This is a genomic window from Streptococcus mitis (assembly GCF_047460035.1).
GTDB lineage: Bacteria > Bacillota > Bacilli > Lactobacillales > Streptococcaceae > Streptococcus > Streptococcus mitis_DW.
Genome location: NZ_JASHHB010000002.1, coordinates 233,763 through 248,343 on the forward strand (window position 1 = coordinate 233,763; position 14,581 = coordinate 248,343).

A 14,581-nucleotide genomic window follows, 5' to 3' on the forward strand; every position below is an offset into this window, starting at 1 on the left:
CCAAGAACATCTTGTCTGAAATGTGCATCCAATATAGACACTTTTTCTTACCTCTACCATCTTATTCACCAGATTTGAATCCTATTGAGCAGGTTTGGGCTATCTTGAAAAAGAAAGTGACAGAAGAAAAATTTAATCATTTTTCCAAAGATAAGGATAAAACATCTTCAATAGTAGCTGAAGAATCGTTGATTGACTTAGTTAATTTTCCATTGTTATAATACGTAATATATGGAACAGTTTCAATATCGAGTGTTTTGTCTATTAAACTTTCAGTATTTTTGTCAAAGTTAAAATTTTCTGCATCTAAATAGAATACCTTGTGTTTTGAACTTAACTCTTTTATGACTGGTGAAAATTTTCTACAATATGGACAAGTAGATCGACCAATATATAAATAATAAGATTTATTAGGGATTCCTTTTATAATCTCATCTATATTATCTGTTTTAACTTTTTCTGTCTTGGCTATATTATTTTGGTATTCTACTTCTGTAATTTGAGGTGACTGTAGGACTGTATTATATAGTATACCGACTAATAGTACAATTGAACTAAACAGTAGTAGCATATTCATTTTTCTTTTTTTCATCTATTTATCTCCTAAACTATAAATTTTATTAAAGTCATATTCTAGAGAATCGTGTGATATAACAATTACAATTTTATTATTTTTTATCAGTTCTTCAATATATTTGAAGAACTTTTGTTTTGATTCATAATCTAAATTTACGGTGGGTTCATCAAAAAGATATATATCAGAATTTTTATTTAACGTTCTTAACAATAAGATTTTTTGTTTTTGCCCACTTGAAATATTATCACCATTACCATGTATATAAGATGGAATTCCATTTAATTGAAAATCATTTACAATTTTTTTATGGGGATTAGCATCAAAAATTGTAAAATCTATATTTCTATCTGCTCTACCAGAAAAGAGAGAGGAATCAGTAGAATAGTAAGATATAAATTTTAGAAGTGAAAAATTTTTTTCAGTCTCTTGATTATTAATTTTGATTAAACCGGTATAATTTGGATATAATTCTAAAAAGAATCTAAACAATGTACTCTTTCCTACTCCATTTTCTCCTATAATTAAATATGCGTTACCGCTTTCGAATTTCATTTTGGGGTAGTTAATTATTTTTGAGTTACTGACTGGAATGGCCAATGTTTCCACCTCTATAGAAGTTACTTTATCAATGGTAGTAAAATCATTCATATGCTCTAGTTCTTTAGTTCTTGGAATATCGATTCTGGAGTATATAAATTCAATTTCAGTTTTGCTAGAAGCATAGTCTATATAATTACTAATTAGTTTACTAAAACCACTAGAAGCAATAAATAAAAGATAAACAAACATTCCTTTCTCATGTGTTTCCCTATCCAAGCATAAAGTTGCTATAAGAACTGCAACTAACATACCTATATTTATAATGTTCGTAACCAAAATTTTACTATTATTGACATTAATAGTTTTTTTAAAATAATTATTCATACTACTATTATGGTAATTAGTCGCTTCAATAGATTTATTAAATGAATGTATATCTAAATTACCTCGTAACATTTCCAAAAAATTATTCGTCCAAATACCTGAAGCTTCAATCATTTCTTTTACATCATTTATAAGATTATTAATAGGATTTATTAACATGAGTATTAAAATAAATAAAGTTGCAAAGTAAGCAAAGAAAGCTTTCAAGTCATAGATAAGTAGGAATGAAGCTAAAACAATAAGATAAGTAAAATCAAATCGTAAAAAATATCTATTAATTATTCCATTAGATGCTCCAAAAAGATTCCAAAAATATCTAGAGATATCAGTGTCCATTTTAAATTGACCAATATTAGATAAACTTGCTCTGAAGCATTTATCTAATATATATCCGGTAAAATTATTGACAATTTTGAGTCGCATATGAACCAAGTATCTATAAGAGGTGGCATATAAAAAAAGCGAAATCAATAATAAAAGAAAGTTAAAAGAAAATACATTAAGATCGGTTATGAGAGTGGTAGCGATAGCTGGCGCCAACAAACTTATTATGGAAAAAATATATAAAAAAATAACTTGTTTAAGGTTAACAAAGGTACTAATAATCTTGGTAGTATCAATTCTTCCTAAACTATCGATTACAACATTGTCAGTTTTTTCTCCTTTTTGAATAATAATGGCATAGTTATCAAATCTTCTTTGAAGTTCTTTTTTACTTATTGTTGTTATCTTAGATTTTGCCGGATCAGAAATTCTGATTTTATTACCTTGATTACTTAGAAGAACAATATAGTGTTCTGCATGTGGGTCTACTTTCATGATAACAGGAAGATTCTGTGATAATAATTCATCAAAATCTGAGACATAAAAGGCATCAGATTTAATTCCAAAGCAATCTAATAATCTATTCAGATCATAGAGTGATAAGTTAGAATCTGAGATCTCAAGTTTCTTCAAATAATTAGAAAGTTTCGTTACATCTTTTTTAAACAATTTGGCTATTGTTAGAACAACGGCAATTCCGCAATCATCACTAAAAGACTGTTCTGTATGAATCATTGTATTTCCTTGCTTTTTCACTTTATAAATAGAATTAGGAGACTAAAAAATATAGCCTCCCAATTACCAGTACTATTTTTGGTTATTAAATCCAATACCAAAAACAGCTATACGGATATTTCTTTTGGCAGTACCATTTAAACTTACCAGCAGAAACTTTTTTAGCTTCTTTTTCAGTCAATTTACGCATATTAAAACTCCTTTCTAATAATTTATAAGTACTAAGTCTTACACTGTTAATATTATCATATAATTATAGAATAGTCAATTAAGAACTTGACTAAACTCAATTTTAAAAAATGTTCAAATTGCTAGTTGTTTAATAGGAAATTTTAGATCATTTTATATTATTGCCCTAAAATTTATATAATAATCTTGGAAAAGATATGACTCAAATAAGTTATCATCTTTTCTTTTTAATTTTTGACTTAATAATGTTACTTCAAAATTTCACAAATCTTTGTTATATGTTATAGTTTTACACCTTCTATAGGTTATGCCTATTCAAATAAATTAGAAGTGACAAAAAAGTGTAGTTATGATAGAATAGATTTCAAACTTATGTCATTATTATAGGTAGACTTTTCATCCCAAGAAGCAACTAGATAATCTTGTGCTAGTTAGAGGTTACTATTTTCTTTTGCTTCTCTCTTACTCTCTGAACTCACCAAGTTGAACAATTCTGTGCTGCTCTGAAAAGAAAAGTAGTGTAACTATTTAGATAATTTGATTCGGTACATATTGTTTAGAATACTATTTTAAAACGAAATGGCTATGCAATAAAATTTATGGTTAAATATATATGCAAATAAAAAATAATGATCTACTATTAGGAATGTTATACTTTGAATTCTTATCAGAGCCTAAATATAAAAGGAAAAATAAAAATGAAATCTAAAAATTCTTTGATTAATGGAATGGCGTGGATGACGGTAGCTAATTTTACCAGTCGTCTAATCGGTTTGCTCTATATAATTCTATGGTATCGTTGGATGGGCGAATATGCACCAAAAGCAAATGCAATATTCTTGCTAGGTTATAACTTTTATGCATTATTTCTGTTGATTTCTACAGCTGGTCTTCCAGATGCGGTAGCGAAGCAACTTTCTAGGTATTTTGCATTAAATCAAAAAGAGTATGCGTATTTTCTAATTAAATCACTTGCGATACTAATGCTGACTCTGGGAGTTATTGCGGGTTTTGTCATGTATTTGGTATCACCTTTTTTATCTTTAATATCTGGAGGTGGAGAAGAACTTGTACCAATTTTAAGAACTCTAGCACCTGCTGTGTTAATTTTTCCATTAATGAGTCTATTAAGAGGAACATTTCAGGGATTAAATCAACTTAAACCCTCAGCACTCAGTCAGATCATTGAGCAATTTTTTAGAGTTGGCTATATGCTAATTTCTACTTATTTAATAATGCAGAATGGTAACGGTGATTATTTACTAGCAGTCAAACATTCAACCTTTGCAGCATTCATTGGAATGCTAGTTAGTTTTTTTCTGTTATTGTATTTTCTTCTTAAACAAGGAATTTTAATTAAAATAATTACCTCCAAACGTCCATCTAAATCTTTTAACAATAAGATTATTTTGGTAGAGACTTTTAGGGAAGCCCTTCCTTTTGTTATTATGGGTTCAACAATTCAGCTTTTTCAAATTGTAGATCAATTAAGTTTTTATAACATTATGTCTGTATTTACAAATTATTCAACAAAAGATTTACAAATACAGTATGCTTATTTTGCGGCTAACCCCCAAAAAATTACTGCCATTATTATCTCGATTGCGTCATCAATTTCTGTGGTTGGAATTCCTTTGATGACCAGAGCTTATTTACAAAAAGATATTAAAAATATCGCAAAACTAATTGGAAATAGTTTATTAATTTTAAGTTCAATACTTATTCCTGTCACGGTAGGAGTTACTATTTTGTCAAAACCGCTATACACTATTTTTTATGGAATTCCATCTAGGACAGCTTTGAGTTTATTTATTGCCAATGTTATTCAGACACCGTTGCTTGCATTTTATACTTTACTATCTCCGTTATTGTTAGCAGTTGATGAAAGAAAAAACTCATTTAGATATCTACTATACGGCATGATTGTTAAAATTATTATTCAAATACCTTGTATTTACTTTTTAGAGGCATATGGCCCTATTACATCAACATCAATTTCCCTCCTGATTATTTTATTTTTTATTTCAAATAAACTAAATGAAATAGCACCAGTATACAATAGGTATATATTGAAAAAAATAATTGGAATCATAATATTAACATTGTTTATGGCAATGTGTCTATATTTAATACAGAAGCAACCGTTTTTTATTTTGTTGATAAATAGATTTGGGGTATATTTGCATGTTCTTATGATAGGTTTAGCGGGCACCTTTATATATCTAATTTCAGGAATATTTATAAAGGTTTTAGATTTTATATTTCCAAATTTGTAAGTTATAATTAGTAATAGTAAAAATTTCAAGGAATTCTATCTATACTCTGCTGTCTATATAGAGGACATATGAATAAAATGATCGTTTTTCCTCTCCCTTTGACTATTGGCATGAAGTGGCCTATGCTGGCGCAAACTTGTCCGAATAATTGAAAAGGCAACACTTTTTTGTACAGAGTTTATAAAGTGTTTTTTCTAAATGACTAAACGTCTGGTCATAGGTGTTTGGTAGTTGAGGCTGCTGTGAATGCGGTGGTGATTACACCAGTGGACACAGTCCTTAGTTTTTAAGGCCAATTCTTCTAGCGTCTGGAAAGTCTCCTGGTGGACAAATTCCATTTTGAAAGCACGATAGGTACTTTCAGCGACGGCATTATCGTAAGGACAGCCTGCTTGACTAAGAGAGCGGGTGATTCCGAAGGCCTCCAATATGTCATCAATCAAAGTATTATCAAACTCCTTCCCATGATATGAATGGAATATCTTAACCTTGGTCAGAGCGTAAGGTATGCTCTGAATCGCTTGTTTGACCAATCCATCGGTCTTTTGCCAACCAACTGACAGACCGATGATTTCACGATTGAAGAGGTCAATAATCAAGCAAACATAAGCCCAGCCATTACCGAAACGGACGTAGGTTAAGTCTGTCACTAAAGCTTTTAGAGACTTTTCTCGATGAAATTATCTGGCTAAAGTGATTAGGAATAGCTGCCACATTCTTCCCTTTAGAATGTGGCTTGAAGGCTGCTTTCTGATAAACGGATACTAAGTTGAGTCTGTGCATGATGCGACGAATCCGACGACGAGATAGCTGGATGCCTTCATTTTCCAAACATTTCTTGATTTTCCTATCCCTGTATCTGGCCTTACTTTCGAGAAAAATAGCTTTGATATTTTCTTCAAGTTCCACTTCAAAGACTGGTTTAACAGCCTTGTAGTAATAGCTAGAATGAGGAATCTTAAACCAACTACACATGGCTGAAATGCTATATTTGTCTTTGTTAGCAGTGATTACTTCTCTTTTCGTGCCATAATCACCGGCGCTTGCTTTAGGATATCTAGCTGCATTTCGAGTTCTTTATTGGACTTCCTGCGAAACTAAAATCCTAGTTCACGGTTGATAATACCAGCAATCAAATTCATTCGTAATACAAACCGTTTGCGTCGATTTCGATAGGTTGTTGAAAATATTTTAAACGTTTTTACTTTGGCAAAAATATTCTCAACCTTGATTCTCTCTTTAGATAGCGCATGGTTATAGGCTTTATCTTCAAGAGTTAGTGGCTTCAGTTTGCTTGATTTCCTCGGAGTCTGCGCTTGTGAATACATCTTCATGAGTCCTTGATAACCACTATCAGCCAAGATTTTATCAGCTTGTCCGATATTTCTGCGACTCATTTTGAACAATTTCATATCGTGGCAATAGTTCACAGCGATATCCAAAGAAACAATTCTCCCTTGGCTAGTTGATTTTTTTAGGACGATTTATTTTACCTCTGTTGCATCCACAATCACCGTATCCTCAGCACTAAGATGAGTTTTTGAAATCGTAAAACCACTTTGAATAAGAGTTGATTCAACCCATTGACTCCGACGGATTAAGTTGCTTTCGTGAATGCCAAAATCAGCCGCGATTTGTTCATAAGTACACTATTCGCGCATGTATTGAAGAGTAGCCATGAGGAAATCTTCTAAGCTTAACTTAGTGGTTCGTCCACCTTTTGCGTATTTACGTTGATAAGCTGTTTCTAACACAGCTAAGATCTCTTCAAAAGTAGCGCGCTGAACACCAACAAGGTGCTTAATATAAAAACACCAATCCGATAAACTGTTTTATACAAATTTTCGGGTTAGTGTTTTATTTTTATCATCATTTAAGCTGATTAAAGCTTAATCTTTGTATGTCATTACTACTTTTCCAAATCTACTTTGCATATTATATGTAGAATCTAAAAATTCAGCACCATGATATACATCCACAATTTTAGCGATCTGAATAGGATTATTATTTGGATTATATTTGCTAATTGCTAGACGTAAATCTTCAGTTGTTCCAATACAATTCCCTATAATATAAAGATTATTAATCATTGCTTGAAGCATCAACAAATTGAATTTATTTGAACGAACATCATCCATTTTTTCTTCAAAAGAGCTGTGCTGATTTTTAAAACCACAAGTAATATACCTCCCATTAAAATTAAGGTGAGGAATACAATTAAGTAAATTCAAATCGTAAAATGGGTCAAAAATAACATCAAATTTTCCTAAATCCATTTCTTCCCAACTTTTTAAACCGCGTTCTATTTTTATAACCTTTGCTGGGAACACAAAATCTAATTCTTCTTTAGACCAATCCGTCGTTGTAAGAGCAGTGACATCATACCCCTCTGTCAATAGTGACTTAATGATAAACATCGAAGTATTAGAACGAGAACTCGTAACAAGTATTTTGTCGGTACTCTTGATGTTACATCGTCTAATCATACTAGAAGAAGTCTGTGCTCCAATTGAAAATGATGCTGCCACATAATCATTCATATAATCTGGGATAGCTAATACTTTAGATTTATGAAGTTTCAACCATCCTTTTGAAGCCTCATTGGTAACAACTCCTGTTGCTACACCTTCATATTCCTTATAGGGATAATAACAATTAGGAATTACCCTCATACCAATTTTCAAATCTGTGACCCCAGCACCAATCTCAGTAATTGTACCAACAAAATCTGAACCAAAAAAATTTACTGGCCTTGCTGAGGTATCTTTGCTGTTCATCTTTATTGCAGCTTTAACAATTAACGCTTTATCCCTGTAATTACAAGAGAATGCATCAACATGGATTAAAACAAAATCATCATTTTGAGGATTCTTAATATCAAAGCTAGGTTTAGTGATATCTACTACACCACTGGTTACAGTTGTCCCTAAAATATCAATCTCTTCTTTATTTTTTATACATTCTTCTGGCAATAACTCAGTATTGACAATAGCTAGTGCTTTCATATTTACCTCCTTATAAGGATATCAATTATTTAGAATAAATTTTTCAAAATTGAATAGTTTCATAACAACAATAAAAACAACAACAACTAATAATATTAAAGCTATAATAAAAACTAATGTTTCAAAAACACCCAAAATTAACACTCCCGTAGATTGAGAAATTAACATTCCAAAGATTGGTGCTACAATTATCATGGAAATACCTTGAGCTGACTTACTGTTCTTCAAATATTGTGAGCCACCAATAACTAACAATATTGATAATAAAACAAGAAGTGGTGAAATCAAAACTGTAACTAATAACCATGTAATATTAGGTAAAATAATATGCCCAAAATATCCCCAACCAACAGCATTAACAACTAATGTATAGACTATTACAGAAATAGTTGCAAGTGTAACTGCAGGAAGTGCACAGCCTAAAGCTTTTCCTAAAATAAGTATTTTGGGTGAAACTGGGGTGTATAACAACCCCTCCAAGGTTTTGTGTTCTTTTTCCCCAATAAAACTACTGCTAGCTAATACAGTCGAAATCACAATCGGGAGTAGCATAAATAACGGCAAAAAAAAGTAGGTAAAGACAGCATAGAGTGGCAACGTTTGTGTTGTAATATAATTTGGATAATCTATAATCTTAAACTGATCAATAAAAGTATTGAGGCCAGCTATGCTTGATGAAACCTCCGAACTAGTACCCAACAACAATAATAATACTGGCAACACGATACTAAAGATAATCGGCACAATAAGTAAAGAAGCTAGTAAGCCTCTATCCTTAACTAATTCTTTATATTCCTTTTTTATCATGACCTTCAGTTGATGTCTATCCATGGATGTGTCCTCCAATAATTCTAAAATATATTTCTTTAACTGTCTCAGTTGCTTTATAAACACCATAAATATCATTTCCTTTTAGAACTACAGTTTTGACAATATCAGGTATCTTATCATCCTTATCAATTGAGATAGTAAATTCATCATTAAGATTCCCAAATAGTTCGCCGTACGAAGTCAACTCCTTGATATCTTTAGGATTAAATTTACCTTTAAAATGGACTTTATTTTCTTGACGACGTAACTCATCAACCTCATCACTGATAAGTAGAGTTCCTTCAAATATAATACCTATACTATCGACAACATCATCCATCCCATATAAATAATGGGTGGACATGATAATTGTAACACCATCTTTTTTTAATTTCTTAATGAACTGATAAAACTCATCAATTGCAGCAGGATCTAGTCCTGTTGTCGGTTCATCTAAAATCAAAACATCTGGACTATGAAACATAGCTCTAGCTAGCATCACTTTCTGCCTATTTCCTTTACTGAGATTGCCTACAGTCATGTCAGTATACTCTTCTAAATGGAACATCTTCTTCAAATCATCTATTCGTTTTTTTATAGTTCCTTGATCTAGACCATATATTTCACCCCATAAAGCTAGATTCTCTTCAACAGATAGATTTTCATATAGATTACCATCATTTTGAACTCCAATACGTAATAGTAAATCAGATCTTGATTGATCTGTTAGCTTCTCTCCAAAAAGCCTAACATTCCCCTTATCAGGTTTTAATAACCCTAAGATTATACGAATCAGAGTAGTCTTACCCGCTCCATTCGGCCCTAGCAGTGCAAAGACTTGCCCCTTATCAATGCTTAAAGAAACATCATTAATTACTTTTTTTGAACCAATTATTTTATTGATTCCAATTATCTCAATTACCATTTTTCACTCCTCTTACGACATCAATCAACCACACCAAAACTATAAAAACTACTACACAAATCGTTAAATATATTAAAATTTTTACGTTGTCACTATTAAATACTTCTTGATAATGTATTAGCTTTTTTGGGAGTAAAAAATCCATCCCAGTATATTTATTAAATGAATCAATCATTGTTAATGACGAAAAAACAAGTATTAATATTTCAGCTAAACCTGAAATTACAAAAGGCATATTGAAAATAATGTTAATAAAAAAACCGAATATAACAATAAAGGAAACCATTATCAAATGTAATATAGAGGTAGCAAGTATTCTTTCCAGACTAACTTCTGTATATAACATCATCGTTACGTAGATTGTACTCAGTAGACCAAATAGCCAAGAAATGATAAAAAAGAACAACGAACTACATAATTTAGGAAAATAGATTTTAAAACTACTTTTTGTTCTTGTTAAATAAAACAGTTTCAATGATTCAGATTTTTCAATATTACTCATTGACAATATCAAATAAAGTCCTACAAATATTCCCATTTGAGCAGAGTTCTTAAAAAATGAATTAACTAAACTTTCCCAAGTAATATCAGGAAGAATTATTTTTCCATTATTTGCTGAAGCCATACTTTCAATTAAATCATTAGCATAATATGCAGCTAACGTTGAGGATACTGATAAAATTATAAAAAACATAGGTAAAAGTATTGCTTTTTTACTTCGTATCCATCTTTTAATCTCTATAACTAACATTTGGGTACTCGTTCCTTTCAATTAGATTAGCAAAACTCTGTTCCAAGCTAATTTGATCCCTCTCTATAGATACTATTCCACTACTAATATCCTTATTCAGCAAACTAAGAAAATCATATAATTCTAATCCACTAAATTGTAAAGTATTATTATCTTGTAAACAAAAACACTTTTTATTAACTAGTCTTTCTTTCAGTTTATTTAAGCTTGATTCTCTATTCAACGTAACTAAAATTTTAGGATCATTATGAATCAATAAATTCAAAATGTTATCATCAAATATTTTTTTACCTTTATGGATAACAATAATACGATTAGCTATTTTTTCAACATCATTTAGAATGTGACTAGAAAAAATTACTAGTTTAGTTTTTCCTAAATTTCTTAGTATCTCAATAATTTCCTCTCTTCCTTTAGGATCCAATGCACTTGTTGGCTCATCAAAAAATATTATTTGAGGCTCTAACACCAAAACCGATGCAATCCCCAATCGTTGTTTCATACCTCTTGAAAAATGTGATGTTTCCCTATTTATATATTTAGACAACCCCACCAATTGAAGTATATTTTTATAAAATTCTAGTTTTTTTCTTTTCTTATTAGACAGCATTCGTGAATATTCTAATACTTCTAAAGTAGTCATATCTGTTGGAAAATCAGGAACATCAGGACAATATGCTATCTCATCCGTGAATCTTAAAATTTTTCCAGATGTAATAGAATAACAACCAAAAAGAGACTTGATAAATGATGTCTTACCAGCTCCATTTAATCCAACTAAGCCAATCACACCTGTTTCATCAGAAAAACTAATAGAAAAGTTTTCAAGAATACAACGTTTTTTTATACAAATAGAGACATCAGATAGTTCTATCAATTTCTTCATCATGGTCATATTCCTCTTTTCTTCCAATTACAAAATATGCTATTCCACCCAACGGAACTGAAATCAAACAAATAATAAACCATATAATTTTAGAAAAATATCTAACTTCATTGTTTTTTATATCTAAAAAGAAAAAAATAAGATATAGTATGTATAGAATTACCATAGGTATAATAATTAACAGGATTTTATTCATAATTTTTTCCTACAATTCTTCAAAAATTTTATCCGGATTTATACCAGCATTTTCAAAACGCTTCTTCAATAACATCTGAAAATCCAAACCCGTCATGAAGCTGTCTTTTATAGCATAGGCAATATTCTCACATCGACTTTCTCCAAAGCTTACATTTTTTCCCCTATATTTTGGTTGCTGGGCAAACGAAACAACATTTGTTAATGCCTTACAAAGTGGCGAGGTATGCTGTTCAAAATCATTTGGATATTTTGAAGCTGCAACCTCAAGTATTACTTTTCTAATTTCATCTGAAAACTCTCTTGTAGAATACACAACGACTGCATCTGTTCGAGGGTAACTAGAACTCTGTGACAATACTTTTGTTGTGAAAGGTATAGAACTATTTTCTAATTTTTCTACAATAGAACGCCATATTTCAATTGATTTCGAAGGTTCATCAGCATAAATATAATATCTATCTGTATTTGATAATAATCTCCCATCAGTAACTGAATTCATATATAAAAAGAACCCTGGAGTTAAATTTGGTCGGCATTTTGAAATTGCAACAGTTTCCCCATCCTCAGAGTGTATTCTCACTCCTCCAATATTTACACAAGATAATCCTAGAATATTTTCTGCATCACCGCATAAAATACTTTTATCATTAACTACAGTTTTTTGAATCTGCTCAGTCAGTAGCTCCCGATTATCTCCGTGAAGAAGACTAGGATTTCCTGTGTGCAATACACAATATAGCCATTGAGATAAATCAGACGACCTTCTTAGACTACAATTTTTAAATTTTTCATTTCCGATTGATACTAAATCTAAATCAATATCCAAATTAATTATACTTGCTAGTTGGTTAACATTAGTCATACTATTTTACTCCTATAAAATAAATTCTAAGATAAAATTTGAGATAATTTATATTTGGAAATAATGAATTCACGGCCAATACCAAGAATTGCTTTATCAACTGCTGACAGTCTAAAACTTAGTTTCGCTCGACTCAAGATTCTTTCCAATAAAAATGCTCCTAAATTCATTGATATCAGTTCAATATCAATATTTTGTCCACATTCTGATTGATATTCTTGTAGAAAGTGTTTTAATAATGGAGATACTTCTCGTATTAGTGCTGTTTCTTTTTTTAGAAGATAATCGTTAATAATTTGTTCATTAGCTCCTTCATCATTAAGTTCCCAAGTATCACAAAATATTTTAATATACACATCAAATAGAACTGAACCAATTATGCCACCTAAATCTTTTAAAGCATCTCCAAACGAATACTCTTCAAAATCAATAATCCAAACCTCATTAGTTAAAGAGGATAAAAATTGATCCAATCTGATATCGCCATGTATCATTACCTTGTATTTATCTTGAGGAAGATAATTGTTCAAAGTTTTAATTAATTCCAAATCATTTTGTAGAAGTGATAAACATTCTAATTCTGCACCACTAGCCTCTGCATACTCCTCAGGGGTTAAAGCAATTAAAGGTCTAGATAATAATTTAATGCTATTTACATTCTCGGTTTTAGTTGGAGAAATCTTATGGACTCTAGCTAAAATTTTTGAAATTTCACTAAAAATATCGTATAAATTTTTGGTAAATGGTAATCCAAGAGAATTCTGAAAAATTTCTTGAACTGTGCTAGATTCATCTATCCATTCATATGCATACTCTGCATTTATGCTATCTTGTTTTATCAAAGTAGGAGTATTGAATTTATCTGGCAACTCTAGCTGCCACTGTTCCAGATTTCTCTGTCTTCTCTTTACATCCGTACTATTTCCTAAAAGTTTCTTTTTGATACATTTTATATTATCAATAATCTCAATATGATTATAATTTCTCCCAATTAATTTAGTATTATCCATGATTTTTCTCCTCAATATTTCTTTCTAAAAAATTGAAAACACATTTATAACAATACATTTCTTCTATTATATTGAATGCTCTATCTCTATTTAAAATAAAGTAAACAAATTTCCCTGTGTACTTATTTCCCCAAAAACCTGATAAAACCCCTGGAGCATTTCCTCCTTTATAAATAATAGATGAAAGTTCTGTATAAGGAGTCCATTTATAAGACATCAATTTTTCTATAAATATATTTAATAATTTTGGATTAATAAAATAATCAAGACCTTCTAACCATTTTACATCCCTCACAGCGTTCTCTCTCCAAACTTCCTCTGATAAATTCGGCTTACACCATGCTCTACGCAGTATTTCTTTTGTAGGAACTATTCTTATTTTAAATTCATGCGATATTTTTTCCCCCAGTTCAACAAACTTCTTATCTGATATAACAGTTAACAAAATATCCATAGCTGTATTATCTGAGGCTAAAAATAGATAGGACAACAACTCTTGAATTGAAATATCTTGCCCAATATTCTTTTCAGTTATACCTGAACTCAAATAGCTTAAATCATATTGAGAAATCTGATATGTATCTTCTAGAGTAATCACTCCCGTTTTAACTGCTTCAAGAATAATCACTCCCACGAATACTTTTATTAGCGAAGCAATTGCAAACTCTTCTCCTACAGAATTTGTCCTAACTTCTTCATCGGTGTCGTGGAAACATAAGTATGTTTTTGCATCTAAGTCTAATAAACAATCATATAAGCTTTTTGAGTCCTCAGAATTATTGACTATTGGTAATATTTCTAAACGTGTTAGCTTACTGCATTCATCCGTATTTATTAATAATAAAGCCTTGATATTGTTGCAGAATAAGTATATAATATTGTCATTAGGGTTGATAACTTTCCTAATTGACTGATCTCTGAGACAGTTTATTAGATCAACAAATTGTCTTTTCGATTTCTGATTGAGATTATCCGAAAGTATGTCATTAACGTATGACAGTTCTACTTTTTGCTCACTACGCAATATCGTCAATAAATGTTCTAATAGTTCTTGTTTCATAATCAAAAATAAAAACTCCCCTTTCGTAGACTTCTTCATTTTCTTACGA

General features: G+C 30.6%; 12 protein-coding genes and 2 pseudogenes. 2 read left to right on the forward strand and 12 right to left on the reverse strand.

Annotation, left to right across the window (positions count from 1 at the left end; all coding sequences use genetic code 11):
- Nucleotides 1-20 precede the first annotated feature (20 nt).
- Complete coding sequence (locus tag QM956_RS02975) at nt 21-221, forward strand: transposase (protein WP_414302222.1); 201 nt, start codon at nt 21-23, stop codon at nt 219-221.
- On the opposite strand, the gene QM956_RS02980 is transcribed toward QM956_RS02975, so the two are convergent.
- Both QM956_RS02980 and QM956_RS02985 read right to left on the reverse strand, forming a co-directional pair.
- Nucleotides 137-592 carry a DUF6568 family protein gene (locus QM956_RS02980; RefSeq protein ID WP_261029168.1) on the reverse strand — a complete coding sequence of 152 codons (456 nt, stop codon included), beginning with the start codon at nt 590-592 and terminating at the stop codon, nt 137-139. The two genes, QM956_RS02975 and QM956_RS02980, sit on opposite strands and share 85 nt — an antisense overlap.
- Entirely contained in the window at nt 593-2,560 is a 1,968-nt protein-coding gene (locus tag QM956_RS02985; RefSeq protein WP_414302201.1) for an ATP-binding cassette domain-containing protein, read from the reverse strand. It lies immediately after the preceding gene.
- Nucleotides 2,561-3,447: 887 nt separating this feature from the next.
- Between QM956_RS02985 and QM956_RS02990 the strand changes: the two genes are divergently transcribed.
- The gene (locus QM956_RS02990) at nt 3,448-5,025 is read left to right on the forward strand and encodes an oligosaccharide flippase family protein (protein WP_414302202.1); all 1,578 of its coding nucleotides are present in this window, start codon (nt 3,448-3,450) and stop codon (nt 5,023-5,025) included.
- 194 nt (nt 5,026-5,219) lie between these two features.
- Here the strand turns inward: QM956_RS02990 and QM956_RS02995 are convergent.
- The 10 genes and pseudogenes from QM956_RS02995 to QM956_RS03040 form a co-directional block, all read right to left on the reverse strand.
- Nucleotides 5,220-6,116 (reverse strand): annotated as a pseudogene (locus QM956_RS02995) (IS3 family transposase); the annotation flags it as partial.
- A gap of 6 nt (nt 6,117-6,122) precedes the next feature.
- Nucleotides 6,123-6,830: pseudogene (locus tag QM956_RS03000) on the reverse strand (transposase).
- An 84-nt stretch (nt 6,831-6,914) separates the two neighbouring features.
- Nucleotides 6,915-8,030: an alcohol dehydrogenase catalytic domain-containing protein gene (locus QM956_RS03005; RefSeq protein WP_261029165.1), complete on the reverse strand. Its 1,116-nt coding sequence runs from the start codon at nt 8,028-8,030 to the stop codon at nt 6,915-6,917.
- Nucleotides 8,031-8,051: 21 nt separating this feature from the next.
- On the reverse strand, nt 8,052-8,861 hold the full coding sequence (locus QM956_RS03010; protein ID WP_050198966.1) for an ABC transporter permease subunit: 810 nt from the start codon (nt 8,859-8,861) through the stop codon (nt 8,052-8,054).
- Nucleotides 8,854-9,765: an ABC transporter ATP-binding protein gene (locus QM956_RS03015; protein WP_414302203.1), complete on the reverse strand. Its 912-nt coding sequence runs from the start codon at nt 9,763-9,765 to the stop codon at nt 8,854-8,856. The genes QM956_RS03010 and QM956_RS03015 overlap by 8 nt, the downstream gene beginning before the upstream one ends.
- The gene (locus QM956_RS03020) at nt 9,755-10,516 is read right to left on the reverse strand and encodes a hypothetical protein (protein ID WP_414302204.1); all 762 of its coding nucleotides are present in this window, start codon (nt 10,514-10,516) and stop codon (nt 9,755-9,757) included. The genes QM956_RS03015 and QM956_RS03020 overlap by 11 nt, the downstream gene beginning before the upstream one ends.
- The gene (locus QM956_RS03025; RefSeq protein ID WP_414302205.1) at nt 10,497-11,405 is read right to left on the reverse strand and encodes an ABC transporter ATP-binding protein; all 909 of its coding nucleotides are present in this window, start codon (nt 11,403-11,405) and stop codon (nt 10,497-10,499) included. Before QM956_RS03025 ends, QM956_RS03020 begins: the two co-directional genes overlap by 20 nt.
- A gap of 202 nt (nt 11,406-11,607) precedes the next feature.
- The gene (locus QM956_RS03030; RefSeq protein ID WP_414302206.1) at nt 11,608-12,462 is read right to left on the reverse strand and encodes a T3SS effector HopA1 family protein; all 855 of its coding nucleotides are present in this window, start codon (nt 12,460-12,462) and stop codon (nt 11,608-11,610) included.
- Between the two features lie 26 nt (nt 12,463-12,488).
- The gene (locus QM956_RS03035; protein ID WP_261029161.1) at nt 12,489-13,472 is read right to left on the reverse strand and encodes an aminoglycoside phosphotransferase family protein; all 984 of its coding nucleotides are present in this window, start codon (nt 13,470-13,472) and stop codon (nt 12,489-12,491) included.
- Complete coding sequence (locus QM956_RS03040) at nt 13,465-14,532, reverse strand: serine hydrolase (RefSeq protein ID WP_414302207.1); 1,068 nt, start codon at nt 14,530-14,532, stop codon at nt 13,465-13,467. The genes QM956_RS03035 and QM956_RS03040 overlap by 8 nt, the downstream gene beginning before the upstream one ends.
- Between the last annotated feature and the right edge of the window lie 49 nt (nt 14,533-14,581).

Bases quoted from the DNA above. Each gene is read 5' to 3' on its own strand.
- QM956_RS03015 (WP_414302203.1), bottom strand. From the start codon at position 9,765: ATGGTAATTGAGATAATTGGAATCAATAAAATAATTGGTTCAAAAAAA.
- QM956_RS02980 (WP_261029168.1), bottom strand. From the start codon at position 592: ATGAAAAAAAGAAAAATGAATATGCTACTACTGTTTAGTTCAATTGTA.
- QM956_RS03005 (WP_261029165.1), bottom strand. From the start codon at position 8,030: ATGAAAGCACTAGCTATTGTCAATACTGAGTTATTGCCAGAAGAATGT.
- QM956_RS03040 (WP_414302207.1), bottom strand. From the start codon at position 14,532: ATGAAACAAGAACTATTAGAACATTTATTGACGATATTGCGTAGTGAG.
- QM956_RS03010 (WP_050198966.1), bottom strand. From the start codon at position 8,861: ATGGATAGACATCAACTGAAGGTCATGATAAAAAAGGAATATAAAGAA.
- QM956_RS03020 (WP_414302204.1), bottom strand. From the start codon at position 10,516: ATGTTAGTTATAGAGATTAAAAGATGGATACGAAGTAAAAAAGCAATA.
- QM956_RS02990 (WP_414302202.1), top strand. From the start codon at position 3,448: ATGAAATCTAAAAATTCTTTGATTAATGGAATGGCGTGGATGACGGTA.
- QM956_RS03025 (WP_414302205.1), bottom strand. From the start codon at position 11,405: ATGATGAAGAAATTGATAGAACTATCTGATGTCTCTATTTGTATAAAA.
- QM956_RS03030 (WP_414302206.1), bottom strand. From the start codon at position 12,462: ATGACTAATGTTAACCAACTAGCAAGTATAATTAATTTGGATATTGAT.
- QM956_RS02975 (WP_414302222.1), top strand. From the start codon at position 21: ATGTGCATCCAATATAGACACTTTTTCTTACCTCTACCATCTTATTCA.
- QM956_RS02985 (WP_414302201.1), bottom strand. From the start codon at position 2,560: ATGATTCATACAGAACAGTCTTTTAGTGATGATTGCGGAATTGCCGTT.
- QM956_RS03035 (WP_261029161.1), bottom strand. From the start codon at position 13,472: ATGGATAATACTAAATTAATTGGGAGAAATTATAATCATATTGAGATT.